We start from the raw sequence: 16,477 nt of genomic DNA on the forward strand, positions 1-16,477 counted from the left end.
CGGATGGCTTCCAGTGCCACCTTTGCCTTGAACTCCGCAGAATAGCGCTTTCGTTTTGTCATCTCAGGTCGGTCCTTCGTCAGTCGCTAAAGCTTAGCAACTGGTCCGAATTCTTGCGACCACCTCTGTTACAATGGCGCTGCTTCTTGTGGCCTCCCTTTGGCCTGTGCTGCACGGAAGCGTCGCAGGTCAGTGATCCTTTCGTGACACTGCCCCGGATAGGGTCTATGTCGTGCCAAATACGAAATGGATTCGGAGCCACCGTTTTGACGTGTGAAATCCCTTCCGGCGCTGCCTTGCCGGAGCCATTGGCCGAGGCGGACCATCGCTTCCCAAGGCACCCCTATTCTCCTGTCGGCGACGACAAACTGCATGAAGAATGCGGCGTCTTCGGTGTGCTTGGCACGGCCGAGGCCGCCAGCTTTGTGGCGCTTGGCCTGCACGCGTTGCAGCACCGGGGGCAAGAAGCAGGCGGCATCGCCGCGCATCACCGCGACTTTGGCTTCAACACCGTGCGCCGCTTTGGCTATGTCCGCGACAACTTTACGTCTGCCGATGTCATGGACGATTTGCCGGGCACTTTGGCCATCGGTCATGTGCGCTATTCGACTTCAGGAAATAAGGGCAAGACGGCGATCCGCGATGTTCAGCCGTTCTTTGGCGAATTTGCCATGGGCGGGGCAGCCATCGCCCATAACGGCAACATCACCAATGCCGATGCCCTGCGCCGCGAACTGATTGAACGCGGTTCGATCTTCCAAAGCTCGTCGGACAGCGAATGCATCATCCATCTGATGGCCCGCTCGCTGCAACGCGACATCCCAGAACGGATGAAAGACGCGCTGCGCCGGGTCGAAGGCGCGTTTTCGATTGTCGCCATGACTCGGTCAAAGTTGATTGGCGTCCGTGACCCGCTTGGGGTGCGCCCCCTTGTCTTGGGGCGGATCGGGGATGGCTGGGCGCTTAGCTCAGAAACCTGCGCCTTGGACATCATCGGCGCCGAGTTTGTCCGTGAAATCGAACCCGGCGAAATGGTCGTCATCAGCGAAAGCGGCGTCACCAGCTTTTTCCCGTTCGACCGGATCAAGCCCCGATTCTGCATTTTCGAACATGTGTACTTCTCGCGCCCCGATTCGATCCTCGGTGGCCGGTCGGTCTATGAAACCCGGCGTCAGATCGGCGTAGAACTGGCCCGAGAAGCGCCGGTCGATGCCGATCTCGTGGTCCCGATTCCCGACAGCGGCACCCCCGCCGCCATCGGCTTTGCCGCCGAAAGTGGCCTGCCATTTGCGCTTGGCATCACCCGCAATCAATATGTCGGCCGGACCTTCATTGAGCCGACCGAACAGATCCGCAACATGGGCGTGCGGCTAAAGCTGAACGTCAACCGGGCCTTGATCGAAGGCAAGCGCGTCATCCTCGTGGATGACAGCGTCGTCCGCGGCACCACTAGCCGCAAGATCAAGGAAATGGTGCTGGATGCTGGTGCCGCCGAGGTGCACTTCCGCATCGCCAGCCCGCCCACGTCTTGGCCCTGTTTCTATGGCGTCGACACCCCAGAGCGCGAAAAGCTGTTGGCCGCGACCATGACCCAAACGGAAATGCGCGACTACCTTGGCGTTGATTCGCTGCGGTTTATCTCTCTGGATGGTCTGTATCGCGCGGTTGGCGAAGCCGAGGGGCGCAACGACGCACAGCCGCAATATTGCGATGCCTGCTTCTCGGGCGATTACCCGGTGCGCCCCGCCGACATGCTGGCCAAAGGGTTCACCCTGAAAGCGGCAGAATAAGCAGCGCACCCCGCGTCGATCTGACAGCAAAAAGCCCGCGACCTCGGCTGAGGTCGCGGGCTTTTTTCTGGTCTGAACTCTCTCGGGGCAACCGGCGTCTCAGCCTAACGATCCGATCGGTCTTGCTCAATCCGCGCGCGCAGTAAGAGTCACTGCACGCGCGGGTCGGGCCGCGGTATTATCCGCGACGGCGCAGTAACGACCAGCCACCGGTCACGGCCACCGCCGCCAGAACCGACTTGACCACACCGCCCACAAGGAACGGCAGCACACCGGCGGCAAAAGCACCGGACAGGCTAAGCGGCGTCACCGCCCACAGCCACAGAGCGCCGGGAACGAACAGCAGGGTCGCCGGGATCAGAGCCGCCACCGACAGCTTTACGATCCCTTGGCTAAAGCCGCGCTCAACCATCAGGCCGGTCAGCCACGCCATCGCCATAAAGCCAAACAGATAGCCTGCGGTCGGTCCGAACAGATGGGCCAGACCGGCACCGCCACCGGCAAACACCGGCAGACCCATGGCGCCCTCGGCCAGATAGGCCAGCATGGTCAATCCGGCCAGACGCGAGCCATAGGTCAGGCCGATGGCCGAGATCGCCAGCGTCTGCAACGACATCGGCACCGGGAACATCGGCACGTCAACCTGCGCGCCCAAAGCGACCAGTCCGGAACCGGCCGCCACCAGCGCCAGCGTTTTCAGAAGCGAAGAGGTGGGCATCAGAGCTTGGCTCAGGGTCGTTTCACGGGTCATTCGATGATCCTTCCGGATGGAATTGCAGGACGGTGTGACTGGCTCGCTCCGCCCAGAGTGGCGCAGCCAAAACACAGATCAGACCGTTTTTTGCCGTTGCAGCATGAAAGTCAAGCGCCCCACCTTGCCTTTACGGTGCGCACACGCCTAAACCGAGCCATGAACACCATTTCGCCTGATCGTCCCGCACTTGTGACCGGCGCTTCGCGCGGGCTTGGCGCGGCGCTTGCCCTCACGCTCGCTGAACGCGGGTATCATGTCCTTGCCGTCGCCCGCACCACCGGTGGGCTTGAAGAGCTGGATGACCGCATCCAAGCCGCTGGCGGCAGTGCCACCTTGGCCCCGCTCGACATCACCGACGATGGTGCAATGCAGCACCTGTGCCGGTCGGTGCATGAACGCTGGGGCGGGCTGTCGCTTTGGGCGCATACCGCCATTCACGCCGCGCCTCTGACCCTTGCCTCCCATATTGATGGCCGCGACTGGGCCAAAAGCGTTGCCATCAATCTGGAATCCACCCGCCGCCTGATCGCCTATGTCGCCCCCCTACTGGCCGCGACCGACGGCGCGCGCGCGCTGTTTTTTGACGACCCCCGTGGTGGCCTGCCGTTCTTTGGCAGCTACGGCACGACCAAAGCCGCGCAAATCGCCCTCGCCCGCAGTTGGGCCGCCGAATCCGCCCGCACCGGCCCGCCAGTGTCCATCCTCACCCCCAATCCGATGTCCACAGCCACACGGGCGCGATTCTTCCCCGGCGAAGACCGCACCGTCTTGGCCGATCCCGCAGCCGAAGCCATCCGACTTCTCGACAGCCTGCCACAGGGCTGATCCACGCCATGTCGTCGGGAAACCTTTACCGTATCGTTCGCCTGATCTAACAGGGAACCGACTGGTCAGGAGCCGACCCAATGCGCATTCTTGTCACCAATGACGACGGCATCAACGCCCCGGGCCTTGCTGTGCTCGAAGACATCGCCCGTGAGATCGCAGGCGCGGATGGCGAAGTTTGGACCGTGGCACCGGCATTTGAACAATCCGGCGTCGGCCACTGCATTTCCTACACCCACCCCACCATGATCGCGCAACTGGCCGAACGCCGCTTCGCCGCCGAAGGGTCTCCCGCCGATTGCGTGCTGGCCGGGCTGTACGATGTGATCCCCGGCGGGCGTCCTGATCTGATCCTGTCCGGGGTCAATCGTGGCAATAATGCAGGCGAGAACGTACTCTATTCCGGCACCATCGGCGGCGCCATGGAGGGCGCACTACAAGGCTTGCCCGCCATTGCCCTGTCGCAATTCTATGGCCCCGGCAACGCCACCCTACCCGATCCGTTCGAAGCGGCCCGGACCAGCGGCGCGGCGGTCATTCGCCGTCTGCTGGACCACGGCGACTGGGACGATGCCGCTTACCGTCTGTTCTACAACATCAACTTCCCGCCCTGCCCCGCATCCGAGGTCAAGGGCATCAAGGTCACCAGCCAAGGCTTCCGCCCTGAGACGCGCATGAGGGTGGAACCGCATCTCGCCCCCTCGGGCCGGCGCTTTCTCTGGGTGCGCGGCGGCCAGCAAGCCGTCGACACCGGCCCCGGCACTGATGTGACCGAAAACTTGGCCGGGCATATCAGCATCACGCCCCTGCGCTGTGACCTGACCGCCCATGATCGCCTCGCCGCCCTGCGGGAGCGCCTGGAATGACCGGCCGCGACGAACGCACCCTTCAATTCATCTACACCCTGCGCTCCAAAGGCGTGACCGACACCCGGGTGCTGACCGCAATGGAACGCATCGATCGCGCCCATTTCATTCGCGGCACCTTTTCGGACCGGGCCTATGATGACATGCCCTTGCCGATTTCCTGCGGCCAGACCATCAGCCAGCCGTCGATTGTCGGGTTGATGACCCAGACGCTGAACATCGGCCCTCGGGATACGGTGCTGGAAGTGGGCACTGGCTCGGGCTATCAGGCCGCGATCCTCAGCCAACTGGCCCGGCGAGTCTATACGATTGACCGCTATCGGCGCTTGGCCGAAGCCGCCGAGGCCCGCTTTCGCGAGCTGGACCTGCACAATATTACTGTCTTTACCGGCGATGGCTCTTTCGGGCTGCCGGCACAGGCCCCGTTTGACCGCATTCTCGTGACTGCCGCCGCCGAAGACCCCCCCGGTCCGCTCTTGGCGCAGTTGCGGATGGGCGGTATCATGGTGGTGCCCGTGGGCCAGTCCGACACCGTCCAGACCCTGATCAAGGTGACCCGGACTGACCAAGGCTTCGACTATGACGAACTCAGCCCAGTGCGCTTCGTGCCACTGATCGAAGGGCTGGGACAGGATTGATTTGCAAAGCCGCCAGCACCAGAACCGGCGGCCCATGAGGACACGAGCTATGACCGAGAACCCCGGGACCTTCCGCCTGGCCTTTGCTGTCGGATGCCTTGCCGTGGTCGCAGGGTGCAGCTCCCTGTCGATCCCAGGCGGCCCTGACCTGATCAACAGCCCCGCCCCGGGCGAGGTCCGCGCCCCCACTGCCGAGCGGCCAAAACCGGACTCACTCGGTGTGATCTCCTATCCGAATTATCAGGTCGCCGTGGCCCGCGACGGGGACACCGTGCAATCGATCGCCACTCGTTTGGGGCTGAACGCGCAGGCGATGGCCACCACCAACGGCCTGCCCCTCGACACCCAACTCAATCCCGGCGAACTGGTACTGCTGTCGTCTCGCGTCGCGGCCAGCCCCACCACGGGCGGCGCCGTCACGCCGGGCGGATCGGTCGATGTGGCCGTCCTCGCCGGGTCGGCGCTGGACCGCGCCGATGGCAACACCACCACGACCACCGCAACGCCAACCACCACCGCCAAGACCACCACACCCGGTGGGGTCGAGCCGATCCGCCATAAGGTTCTGCGCGGCGAAACCGCCTATTCCATCGCGCGCAGCTACGGGATCTCTGTCCGGGCGCTGGCCGATTGGAACGGCCTCGATTCCGCGATGACAGTGCGCGAAGGTCAGATCCTGTTGATCCCGCCTGTGACCGGTCCGGTCCCTGCGACCGCCGACACCACCAGTGTTCCGGGTGCCGGCAGTGTCGCGCCCGAACCTCCCAGCGCCGCGGCACCGCAGCCCGCCAAGGACCTGCCCTCGGCCGCCGCGGCCACCGCTGCTGCGGCCACCCCCGCCGCGACTGCGCCGATATCGGGCAGCCAGACCAGCGCCTCGGACAATGCGCGTCTGCTGCAACCGGTCAGTGGCAAGATCATCCGCGGCTACCAGCCCGGCAAGAATGAAGGCTTGGATTTCGGCGCTGGTGCCGGGGCGCCGGTGCGTGCCGCCGATTCTGGCGTTGTCGCAGCCATCACCCGGGACGTCGATCAGGTCCCGATTTTGGTGATCCGCCATTCCGGCAATCTGCTAACCGTCTATGCCAATGTCGAAGAGATCACTGTCGAAAAAGGCCAGACCGTCAGCCGGGGCCAGATCATCGCCAAAGTCCGCAGCACCGATCCCAGCTATCTGCACTTTGAGGTCCGCAAGGGCTTCGACAGCGTCGATCCCGTCCTCTACCTCTCGAACTGATCAATCAAAGGTCCCGAAGCGCCCATCAGCCGCTTCGGGACCGCGCCCCTCCGGCTGCAAACGTCCGGGCATCGGGTCGCAAAGCGTCGGCACGCTACGTGGGTCACCCCAAAATTATTCAGGCTAAAGCCGCGCCACAGGCGGCACTGCGCGGCGCAGCCGCGCCCGGCCCAACGCCGGACAAGCGCGCATCGCGCGACGGCCCGGTGGCGGGAGAGCACCTCGCGCCCGGCGGATGTCGCGCCCGATCCGGGACTGCCGTTACCGCTTGGCCATCCGCTTGGACCTCAGTCCAGACGCATGCCCCGCCGACCGGCCAAATCTGTGAAATACTGCCACGCCACCCGGCCCGACCGGGCCCCGCGCGTCGCTTGCCATTCGATGGCCTCGGCCCGCATCTCCGCAGGGTCGATCTCCAGCCCCCATTCGGCGCAGTAGCCCCGGATCATCTCCAGATATTCGTCCTGACTGCAAGGATGGAACCCCAGCCACAGCCCAAACCGATCCGACAGCGACACTTTCTCTTCGGTCGCTTCGGACGGGCTGATCGCACTGGAGCGTTCGTTTTCAATCATGTCACGCGGCATCAGGTGGCGCCGGTTCGAGGTGGCATAGAACACCACATTCTCTGGACGGCCCTCAATGCCGCCATCCAGAACCGCCTTCAGGCTCTTGTAATGCTGGTCATCATGGGAAAACGACAGGTCATCGCAAAACAGCACGAACCGATGGTCCGCGGCGCGCAGCAAGGTCAGAAGGCGACCAATGCTTGGCAGGTCTTCGCGCTGAACCTCGACGATCTTGCACGGATGCCCCTGCGCCACGACGGCCGCATGGACCGCTTTGACCAGAGATGACTTTCCCATCCCCCGCGCGCCCCAAAGCAACGCATTGTTGGCGGGCAGACCACGGGCAAATTGCAACGTGTTCTCTAGCAGGATGTCCCGGGCACGGTTGATCCCTACCAGCAGCCCCATATCGACCCGGTTGATCGCCGTCACCGGCACCAGTCGATCCGGCGCAGCATGCCAGACGAAGGCGTCCGCCCGGCTGAAGTCGGGGGCTTCGGCCGGGGCCGGGCTGATCCGCTCCAACGCAGCCGCGATACGCATCAGAGCAGAGTCAGTCATGGGGTCGGTCCATCCTTCGCAGTGGTCTCGTCCGTGTCGTCTTCGTCGTCATCCACCCACAAGCCCTGGGCGCGCAACTCGGCCTCGCGCTTCCGCTCGACATAGCGAACCAGTTGGATCGACACCTCGTACAACCCGTAGACCACAACGAACAGAACCACTTGCGAAATCACATCCGGCGGCGTCACCACCGCGGCAAGCACCAAAATGGCCACCACCGCGTATTTCCGCACGTTCATCAGACCTTCAGCCGATACCAGCCCAGCCTTGCCCATCAGGGTCAGCAACACCGGCAACTGAAAGCAAAGGCCAAAGGCAAAAATGAACTTCAGCGACAGATCAAGGCTTTCACGCACCGAGCCCAGAAACACCGTTCTGATCTCGGACGTATTCGGGTCCACCACGACGTTCTCTTGCCCCGCGACCATGCTGGCGAGGGCCGGGATCGCGTCGGAAAAGCTGATGAAAAAGGTCATCGCCATCGGCGTCACGATGTAATGGGCAAAAGCGGCCCCCATCAGAAACAAGACCGGCGACGCAATCACGAATGGCAAAAAGGCATTCTTTTCAGACTTGTACAGCCCCGGCGCCACAAAGCGCCACAGCTGATGCGCAATCACCGGAAAGGCCAGACCGAAGCCACCGATCATCGAAATCCGGATCAAGACAAAGAACTTTTCTTGCGGGGCTGTGAAAATCAGTTGCGGGCTTTCGCCACGCGCTTCCATGGCCTGCGCAATCGGCTCGGCCAAAAAGTTCAGCAGCGGCTCAGCAATCGTGAAACACAGCACGACCCCGACCATGAAGGCCACGACGGACCAGATCAGCCGCGTGCGCAGCTCCGCCAGATGCTCGATCAGCGGTGCTGAGCTGTCGTCAATCTCGTCACTCATGTGGGTTTTTCGTCCATCGCCGAAGAAGAAGGGGCAACCGGTGCCGCGGCATCGGCGGATGCGGTCGGGCTGTCCGGTAAGTGCGGTGCAGGCCCGGCAGCGTCGGCACTTTGCCGTGCCGTGGCCGTCCGCGCCGCAGCCGCGTCAATCTTCGCCGCTGCGTTGGCCCGGTCTTCGGTCATTTCGGCGCCGCCCGCGGGCACAGTGCCTTTGCGCTTGGTCTCGTCATCCAGAACCGACCAATCGCCCAGATCCTTGGTCGCATCCTTGAACGCGTCCATCCCGGTCTGGCGGGGGTTGGTCATCTTGCGCAGATCGCGCTGAATGTCTTTCACGCCAGCCTCATCAGCCGCGTTTTCCATCGCCGAGGTAAATTCCCGTGCCATCTTGCGCGCCTGACCGGTAAACTCGCCCAGTCTGCGGAACAAGATCGGCAGATCCTTCGGACCCACCACGATCAGGGCAACCACACCGACAACCAGAAGCTCTGACCATCCGATATCAAGCATTGCTTACGCGCCTATCCGTCGTGAGCAAAGCTCAGACCTTGTCCTTTTCGGGTGCATCTTCCGCAAGCGGGGTCACATCGCGGGCTTTATCGTCCGACGAGGCATCCTCAATCTCTTGCGACCCGTCCTTGACGCCCCGCTTGAACGCAGTGATGCCTTTGCCAACTTCGCCCATCAGAGACGAAATCTTTCCGCGTCCGAACAGAACCAGCACCACGACCGCAATCAGAAGCAGGCCGGGAAGACCGATGTTTGCCATATCCGTAACTCCTTTGGCAGGGGAATTGTTACCCCGGCCATCCTGTTGATGGTCTGTATGTAATGAGTTTGAGACAGAGATTAAAGCGTCAAAACCAAAGCCGCCGGGCTTTTCCCCTAAAGCCAGCGCCGCAGCACCGCCCGGCCCTGGTCAGGCCTTGGCGCTGACCGCTGGGAAAACGTGACACCGGTCCCGGCGCATCATCAGCCACAAGGGCAGTCCCGGTTTGGGCAGAAAGACGGATGGCACCACCGCCTGCAAGGTCGAGCCATCAAAGGCCATTTCAAATTCAATCAGGCTGTCCCGGCCCAAAAACCGCGCCCGCCGGACATGGCCCAATGCCGGCACCCCGTTCTGCGAGGTTGGCAGCGGCGCCTGGCCGTCGCGGTGAAAATCCAGCTTCAGATGCTGGGGGCGGATCACAATATCGACAAAATTGCCATCGCTGTGGCCGGGGGCCAGAAATTCGCCAAATGCGGTGCGGGTCAAACCGCCATCCACCCGGCCTCGAATCACATTGATATCGGAAAAGAACGCGGCAGCAGCTTTGTCGACGGGACTGTTATACAGGTTATAGGGGGCACCTTGCTGGACGATCCGGCCATTGCGCATCAGTGCGATGGTATCGGCCATGCGCATGGCCTCTTCCGGCTCATGGGTCACCATCACCACCGCGGTGCCTTCTTCTTTCAGCAGCGTCAGGGTCTCGTCCCGAATACCGTCGCGTAGGCGGTTGTCCAGCCCAGAGAACGGCTCATCCATCAGCATGACCAGTGGCTTTGGCGCCAAGGCGCGCGCCAAGGCGACGCGCTGCTGCTCGCCGCCGGACAACTCATGCGGATAGGCGTCGATGTGGCGGCTCAGATCGACCCGATCCAACAGTTCGACCACCCGCGCGCGCCTGTCGGCCCGTGCCCCGGTTAAGCCAAAGGCGACGTTTTCGGCCACTGACAGATGCGGGAACAGGGCGAAATCCTGAAACATCAGGCCCACGGAACGCCCCTCGGGCGGCACCGACCGCTGCGGGCTAAAGACCTCGCGGCCATCAACCCGGATCCGGCCCGAATCGGGGGATTCGACCCCAGCAAGCATCCGCAACGTGGTGGTCTTGCCGCAGCCCGAGGGGCCCAGCAGACACAGCACCTCGCCCGCGCCAATGGCCAGCGACACGTCGTCCACAACGGCGCGGCCACCGAAACGGCGGATCAGTCCCTCAGCCTCTAATCGCTGCGCGGCAGGTGCCATGGGCGCCCCATTCCCGATGGTTTCAATAAGATACCCGCAGCTAGCACCGTCAGGATTCGCCTGCAACCCTGCGCCGCTGCCACCCCCCCGCCGTCACGGCCGCAAACCCCACCAGCAGAACCGCGACACAGATAACCAAAAGCTGATCATATTTCGGGCCGTCAGGCAGGATGCGCGCCACAAACGGCACCGACCGGAACAGAAAGGCCAGCGCCCCCAGCACCGCTGCGGCATAGGCCAACAGATAGGACCACAGCGGCACCGCCCGTTGCTGCAACAGGCCGGCCACCAACACCGGGGTCAGGAACATGGACGCGGTGCCGCTGACCGCCACCGCATCAAACAAGGTGGCGCTGCCCCACAGGGTCAGGCTTGCCCCCAGCGCAAGAAACCCCACCATGGTCACGCGCCCGGCGGTCAAGCTGCGCGGCAGGCCACATTCCTCGACCATCAGCCGCGCCGCCGAGGACAGTGTCGAATCCAGCGTCGACAGCGCCGAAATCAGCAACGACACCATCAGGGCAATGAAGACCGGCGCCGGAAAGATCGTGCCCCATGTCCCGATCAACTCGTTCTCATAGGCCGCGCCGACCAGCCCGGCCTGAATGCCAAAGACCCCGAATGCAAAGATACACAGACTGGACAGCCAAAAGGCGTGCAGGAACGACAGCCGGGTCGTGCGCGGATCGGCCAGAAAGCCGCGATCCATCATCACCGGATCATGGGCCGGGTAGCTGAACACCTGCAACAGCGCGACCAGCAACAGCACCCACCCTGCCCGGGGGCCGCTCGTGCCCGGCGCCGTCAGCACCGCGCCCAGATCGAAACCGGGCGACAGGACCAGCGCCACAACCGCGATCCCGAACACCACAAGGAACACCAGCATCTGCACCACGTCAGTGCGCAAGGCCGCCGACAGCCCGCCCCACGCGGAATACGCCAGCGCCAATGCTGCCACCAGCACGATGGCCCCGGTCCCGGACCCGGGCAACCCCGGCAGAACCGCAGAGGCGATCAGACCGACCACCAGCAGATTGGCAAAAACTTCGGACAGCAGACGCATGGCGACGATCACGGTGTAACTGACCACGCCGCTGCGCCCGAACCGGGCCCCGAGCCAATCCTGCACCGATCGCCGCCCGTCCCGGCGCAACCGGTCGACAATCATCGCGCCAGTCAGAAAAGATCCGTAATACGCGGTGTAGGCCACGACCCCGGCAATGCCGTAATAATAGCCCAGAATGGCCGCGTTCATCAGTGAGCGGGCGAAGATCCACGTTGTGACTTGGCTGAAGACCAAAACCCACAGCCCCGGCGGGGTGCCATCCGGGTCAAGCCCGCCGAAAAAGCCCGCGACAGAGGCGCGGCGCGGCGCCACGGCAAGACTGGCAAGCACCACCAGCGCAAAGGCAGCGAAAACGGCAAAGGCAAGCATGGGCAACTCCGGTCTGTCGGAGCGAGCGGTAGCAGCCCGCCGGTCTTTCGACCAGCCAACCAACACGGTTGTGATCGCGCGCGAGCCGCGGGTGTGATCATGCAAAAGCCGTGGAGGCGTCGGCAGGTTGGCCCCGGGGGGCACTCCCGCCCCCGGCCGTCGCGCGAAGCGCGCTTGTCCGGGGTTGGGCCGCGCAGGACGGGGCAAGCCCCGCCCTGCGGTTGCGCCCGGCCGCCCGCGCGCAGCGCCAGAAGGCCCGGCTTACAGTGTGGCGTTGATCGCGCCGCCATCGGCCAAGATATTCTGGCCGACGATAAACCCGGCATGGGCCGAGCACAAAAAGGCACAGGTCGCGCCAAACTCGGCCGCCGTGCCATAGCGGCGGGCCGGAATCGTCGCCTGCCGGTTGGTCCGCGCCTGATCCATACTGATGCCTTGGGTCTTGGACACGCCGCCATCCAATTGCTGCGCCCGGTCGGTATCATGGATGCCGGGCAACAGATTGTTGATCGTCACCCCATGTTCCGCCACTTGCCGCGAGGTTCCGGCAACATAGCCGGTCAACCCGGCCCGAGCCGAATTGCTCAAGCCCAGCTGCGCGATCGGCGCCTTGACCGAACCGCTGGTGATGTTCACCACCCGTCCCCAACCGCGGGAAATCATCCCGGGCAGGCAGGCCTTCATCAGGGCAATCGGGGTCAGCATATTGCCATCCAACGCCTTGATGAAATCGTCCCGGTCCCAATCCGACCACAGGCCCGGAGGTGGACCACCGGCATTGGTGACAAGGATATCCACGTCGCCCGCCGCCGCCAGAACCGCCGCCTGTCCGTCCGCCGTCGTCACATCGCAGGCGACCGTCGCAACCTCAACACCATAGGTCGCGCGGATCTCTGCCGCTGTGGCCTCCAGCGCCTCGGCCCCACGTGCATTCAGCACCAGATTGACCCCGGCCGCGGCCAGCGCCTCGGCGCATCCCCGTCCGAGGCCCTTGGAGCTTGCCGTCACCAAAGCGCGCTTACCGGAAATTCCCAGATCCATCATAGTCTCCCAAATCCATTACGCGCCCAACCTGCCAAGGTCCGGCGCCAGATGTCCATGGGGGAATTGACCGCCTGATCCAGCTGCGCGGACTTAGTAAAAGAATTCCTCGCGCACGATCTTGCCGCCGGCAACGTGATAGATCGCGACCTCTTTCATTTGCATGCGCCCGCTCTCTGGCATGGTCACATCCATCTCGAAGATCACCGCGAACTTGTCATCGCCATGCAACATCGGGTCGCTGACCGAGGCCGAATGCATCTGGGCCGTCGCCTCCCACCATTCATGCTTGCCGCGAATGCCGTCGCGCCCGTGGGTCTCGCGCCCTTTGCCCATGGGATCGCTCGCCTCGACCGACACGGCATCCTCGGCATAGAGCTTGTCCAGATTGGCAATGGTCCGGTTTTCGCGGCACCCTGCCACCAATTCATCGGCAATATCTTTCAGTGTCATCTTGTGGCCTCCCGCTGGTGTTCACGAAGTGTTCACATCCTACCCTGAGTCGCAGGCATCACCAAGACAAAGGTCAGGTCAGGCTAGGCCACCAACGCTTGCAGCACCGGTGCCCACTGCGCCCGAATGGGCCGGTACAGCGCTTGATTCTTATCGAACACCGTCAGCCCCAACTCTGCCAGATCGCCATAAGCCACCCGCTCGGAAATCCGCGCCAAGGGCTCTTGGCCGATCTTCTCAAAAAACGCATCCAGCCGCGCATTGGCCCGGCCCCGCGGGGGGACCCGATTGGCCAGCAGTTCAATGCCGACCTTACCTTTGCGCACGCGCTTGATGTCCTGCAGGTCTTTCAGAAACCGCTTTGTGCTATCGGCATCAAAGAAAGACGGCATCACCGGGCAAATCACCGCCCGCGCTTCGGCCACCAACGTCTGTGCCGCGTCGCTGTCCAGCGCGCCGGGCGCATCGATCACCACCCAATCGGTTTTTTTCGGCGCGGACCCCAGTGCCCCGTCTTCGGTCCAGTCCAAAGGTGCGATCACCGGCACATCGCCCGGACGCCGCTTTAACCACCGGGTGGTCGACTTTTGCGGATCGGCATCGGCCAGCGCCACCCGGAACCCGCGTTCGGCCAGCGCCCCCGCCAGCGTAATCGCCACCGTAGTCTTGCCACAGCCGCCCTTGCGGTTCGCGATCAACACAGTCTTCATTCCAATCCCTCCTTTGGGTGCGCCCACAGGCACCACATCCGCCCCAGCGAATCAACCCTCGATCCCCCCCGACCACCCCGGCCCGCCCCATCCATGGTCGCGCAAGGGTCCGACACGTTGCCCGACGAAAGTCCGATAAAAGTCCGACGTCAGTCCGACACCCTATTTTCCCCCGATTGCGCCGCCCTGCGCCCACCGCTATATGGCGCCTATGCTCGATACACCCACCAACGCCCCGTCCTTGCCGCCCGAGATTGCCCGGCGCCGGACCTTTGCCATCATCTCGCATCCCGATGCGGGCAAGACCACGCTGACCGAGAAGTTTTTGCTTTTCGGCGGGGCCATTCAGATGGCCGGACAGGTCCGCGCCAAGGGCGAAGCCCGGCGCACCCGGTCGGACTTCATGCAGATGGAAAAGGACCGGGGCATCTCGGTCTCAGCCTCGGCAATGTCGTTTGATTTCAAAGAGTACCGCTTCAATCTGGTGGACACGCCCGGTCACTCTGACTTTTCCGAAGACACCTATCGCACCCTGACGGCGGTGGATGCGGCGGTCATGGTGATCGACGGCGCCAAGGGCGTGGAAAGCCAAACCCAAAAGCTGTTCGAGGTCTGCCGGATGCGCGACCTGCCGATCCTGACCTTCTGTAACAAGATGGACCGGGAAAGCCGCGATACTTTTGATATCATTGATGAAATTCAAGAAAATCTGGCCATCGACATCACTCCGGCCAGTTGGCCGATCGGCATGGGCCGGGATTTTGTCGGCTGCTATGACCTGATCCGCGACCGTTTAGAAATCATGGATCGCGCCGACCGGAACAAGGTTGCCGCCTCCATTGAAATCAATGGCATGGACGATCCGAAACTGGCCGATCACGTCCCCGCCGAGCTATTAACCAAGTTCCGGGACGAGATTGAAATGGCCCGCGAATTGCTGCCCCCCATGGACCGTCAGGCGCTGCTGGACGGCACGCTGTCGCCGATCTGGTTCGGCTCGGCGATCAATTCGTTCGGGGTCAAGGAACTGATGGACGGGATCGGGACGTTCGGCCCGCAACCGCAGCCGCAATCCGCCTCGCCGCGTCAGGTTGCACCCGATGAAACCGCAGTGACCGGATTTGTCTTCAAAGTCCAAGCCAATATGGACCCCAAACACCGGGACCGCGTGGCCTTTGTCCGGCTTGCCTCGGGTCACTTCCTGCGCGGCATGAAGCTGACCCATGTGCGGTCAAAAAAGCCAATGGCGATCTCTAGCCCGGTGCTTTTCTTGGCTTCTGACAGAGAGTTAGCCGAAGAGGCTTGGGCCGGTGACATCATCGGCATCCCCAATCACGGCCAATTGCGCATCGGCGACACCCTGACGGAAGGCGAGGCGATTCGCGTCACCGGCATTCCCAGCTTTGCGCCGGAATTGCTGCAGACCGTCCGCGCCCTCGATCCGATGAAAGCCAAACATTTGGACAAGGCCTTGATGCAATTCGCCGAAGAAGGTGCCGCCAAGGTCTTTAAGCCGATGATCGGCTCGGGCTTTATTGTCGGCGTTGTCGGGGCCTTGCAGTTCGAAGTTCTGGCCAGCCGGATTGAACAGGAATACGGCCTGCCGGTGCGGTTCGAGCCAAGCCAGTTCACCTCGGCCCGCTGGGTCACCGGGGCCAAAGCCGCGGTCGACAAATTCGTCAATGTCAACAAGGGCCACATCGCCGAAGACAATGACGGCGACACGGTCTACCTGACGCGCCTGCAATGGGATATTGACCGGATCGAGCGCGATTTCCCTGACTTGACCCTCAGCGCCACCAAAGAGATGATGGTCTAACCGAAAACGCACGCTGGCAGCGGCGGCCACGTTCGGGCAATCTTACGACCAGACCCCGAACAGGACCGCCCATGCAGCACGGCAAATACCAATTCAACCGGTTGATAGACTGGAAGAAAGCTTGGATTGATGGTGCCGATCTGAGCGATACCAAGACCGTGGTCCTAGCGCAGGCGCGGACGCTTTACATCCCGATCCCCAAGGCGGCGAATTCATCGGTCAAGCGGGCGCTTTACCCAACATTGGGGCTGGAGGCGGACCCGAAGATCGACGTTCACCGGGATCGCCGCATTCCAACCCTGCCCCTAAGCGAAGCGTTGAAATTGGCGGAGGATGACTGGTTTATATTTACCATCGTTCGCGACCCGTTCGACCGGTCCCTCAGCGCATGGACCGACAAAGTCCTGCGAAAACGGGTCGAGAATCAGCGATCGCTTCGGCGGATGGGCCTTCAACCCGATGACAGCCACGCCACCTTGCTCAGTGCGCTGCGCGGCTGGCCGCCACGGCTGTTGAACGACCACTTCATGCCGCAATCCATGCTGTCGCAACGGGCGCTGGCGACGGGGCGACTCAGTGTGTTCCATTTTGAGACCCTGAACACCGATTGGCCGGAAATATCCCGGCGAATTACGGCAAATGGCGGCCCGAATCCTGCCCCCTTGCCACATCTGAACACCAGCCGTGCCGACTACAGCACCGCCTTCACCCCACAAGAAACCAAGCTGATTACGGCAATCTATCGCAACGATCTCGAGACGTTTGGATATTCCACCCAGAGACACGCAACAAACGCCGAGGCTGTTTGACCTTTTCAGACCAATCCGTTAAAGGGATGCCCAGCACATAAAGTGCGATGCACGCGGGACGTCA

The 16,477-nt window shown here is 62.7% G+C and carries 17 protein-coding genes; 7 read left to right on the forward strand and 10 right to left on the reverse strand.

Annotated elements, in window-relative coordinates; genetic code table 11:
• Positions 1-308: 308 nt before the first annotated feature.
• Positions 309-1,790, forward strand: a complete 1,482-nt coding sequence (gene purF / locus BV911_RS12095; protein WP_240512231.1) for an amidophosphoribosyltransferase — start codon at positions 309-311, stop codon at positions 1,788-1,790.
• A 178-nt stretch (positions 1,791-1,968) separates the two neighbouring features.
• Here the strand turns inward: purF and BV911_RS12100 are convergent, their stop codons facing one another.
• Positions 1,969-2,541: a biotin transporter BioY gene (locus tag BV911_RS12100; protein WP_086053880.1), complete on the reverse strand. Its 573-nt coding sequence runs from the start codon at positions 2,539-2,541 to the stop codon at positions 1,969-1,971.
• Positions 2,542-2,700: 159 nt separating this feature from the next.
• Here BV911_RS12100 and BV911_RS12105 point away from each other — a divergent pair, with 159 nt between their 5' ends.
• The 4 genes from BV911_RS12105 to BV911_RS12120 all read left to right on the forward strand — a co-directional run bounded on the left by BV911_RS12105 (position 2,701) and on the right by BV911_RS12120 (position 6,110).
• On the forward strand, positions 2,701-3,369 hold the full coding sequence (locus BV911_RS12105; RefSeq protein ID WP_086053881.1) for an SDR family oxidoreductase: 669 nt from the start codon (positions 2,701-2,703) through the stop codon (positions 3,367-3,369).
• Between the two features lie 80 nt (positions 3,370-3,449).
• The gene (gene surE, locus BV911_RS12110) at positions 3,450-4,235 is read left to right on the forward strand and encodes a 5'/3'-nucleotidase SurE (RefSeq protein WP_086053882.1); all 786 of its coding nucleotides are present in this window, start codon (positions 3,450-3,452) and stop codon (positions 4,233-4,235) included.
• Positions 4,232-4,873, forward strand: a complete 642-nt coding sequence (locus BV911_RS12115) for a protein-L-isoaspartate(D-aspartate) O-methyltransferase (protein ID WP_086053883.1) — start codon at positions 4,232-4,234, stop codon at positions 4,871-4,873. The genes surE and BV911_RS12115 overlap by 4 nt, the downstream gene beginning before the upstream one ends.
• A 49-nt stretch (positions 4,874-4,922) precedes the next feature.
• Positions 4,923-6,110: a LysM peptidoglycan-binding domain-containing M23 family metallopeptidase gene (locus BV911_RS12120; RefSeq protein ID WP_086053884.1), complete on the forward strand. Its 1,188-nt coding sequence runs from the start codon at positions 4,923-4,925 to the stop codon at positions 6,108-6,110.
• A 287-nt stretch (positions 6,111-6,397) separates the two neighbouring features.
• On the opposite strand, the gene BV911_RS12125 is transcribed toward BV911_RS12120, so the two are convergent.
• The 9 genes from BV911_RS12125 to BV911_RS12165 form a co-directional block, all read right to left on the reverse strand.
• Positions 6,398-7,240, reverse strand: coding sequence for an ATP-binding protein (locus BV911_RS12125; protein ID WP_086053885.1), 843 nt, complete (start codon positions 7,238-7,240; stop codon positions 6,398-6,400).
• On the reverse strand, positions 7,237-8,133 hold the full coding sequence (gene tatC, locus BV911_RS12130) for a twin-arginine translocase subunit TatC (RefSeq protein WP_086053886.1): 897 nt from the start codon (positions 8,131-8,133) through the stop codon (positions 7,237-7,239). The genes BV911_RS12125 and tatC overlap by 4 nt, the downstream gene beginning before the upstream one ends.
• A complete protein-coding gene (gene tatB / locus BV911_RS12135; protein WP_086053887.1) occupies positions 8,130-8,642 on the reverse strand; it encodes a Sec-independent protein translocase protein TatB in 513 nt (170 codons plus the stop codon). The genes tatC and tatB overlap by 4 nt, the downstream gene beginning before the upstream one ends.
• A gap of 31 nt (positions 8,643-8,673) precedes the next feature.
• Complete coding sequence (locus BV911_RS12140) at positions 8,674-8,901, reverse strand: twin-arginine translocase TatA/TatE family subunit (RefSeq protein WP_086053888.1); 228 nt, start codon at positions 8,899-8,901, stop codon at positions 8,674-8,676.
• Positions 8,902-9,051: 150 nt separating this feature from the next.
• Entirely contained in the window at positions 9,052-10,146 is a 1,095-nt protein-coding gene (locus tag BV911_RS12145; protein ID WP_086053889.1) for an ABC transporter ATP-binding protein, read from the reverse strand.
• Between the two features lie 49 nt (positions 10,147-10,195).
• The gene (locus BV911_RS12150; protein ID WP_086053890.1) at positions 10,196-11,581 is read right to left on the reverse strand and encodes a sodium:proline symporter; all 1,386 of its coding nucleotides are present in this window, start codon (positions 11,579-11,581) and stop codon (positions 10,196-10,198) included.
• Positions 11,582-11,842: 261 nt separating this feature from the next.
• Positions 11,843-12,622: an SDR family oxidoreductase gene (locus BV911_RS12155; protein WP_086053941.1), complete on the reverse strand. Its 780-nt coding sequence runs from the start codon at positions 12,620-12,622 to the stop codon at positions 11,843-11,845.
• Between the two features lie 93 nt (positions 12,623-12,715).
• Entirely contained in the window at positions 12,716-13,075 is a 360-nt protein-coding gene (locus BV911_RS12160; RefSeq protein WP_086053891.1) for a nuclear transport factor 2 family protein, read from the reverse strand.
• Between the two features lie 83 nt (positions 13,076-13,158).
• On the reverse strand, positions 13,159-13,785 hold the full coding sequence (locus BV911_RS12165) for a ParA family protein (RefSeq protein ID WP_086053892.1): 627 nt from the start codon (positions 13,783-13,785) through the stop codon (positions 13,159-13,161).
• A gap of 211 nt (positions 13,786-13,996) precedes the next feature.
• Here BV911_RS12165 and BV911_RS12170 point away from each other — a divergent pair, with 211 nt between their 5' ends.
• Positions 13,997-15,604 (forward strand): peptide chain release factor 3, encoded by a 1,608-nt coding sequence (locus tag BV911_RS12170; protein ID WP_086053893.1) that lies wholly within the window; start codon positions 13,997-13,999, stop codon positions 15,602-15,604.
• Between the two features lie 71 nt (positions 15,605-15,675).
• Positions 15,676-16,413: a sulfotransferase family 2 domain-containing protein gene (locus tag BV911_RS12175; RefSeq protein WP_086053894.1), complete on the forward strand. Its 738-nt coding sequence runs from the start codon at positions 15,676-15,678 to the stop codon at positions 16,411-16,413.
• The last annotated feature ends 64 nt before the right edge of the window (positions 16,414-16,477 follow it).

It is taken from the genome of Pseudoruegeria sp. SK021 (assembly GCF_002119405.1).
GTDB lineage: Bacteria > Pseudomonadota > Alphaproteobacteria > Rhodobacterales > Rhodobacteraceae > Meridianimarinicoccus.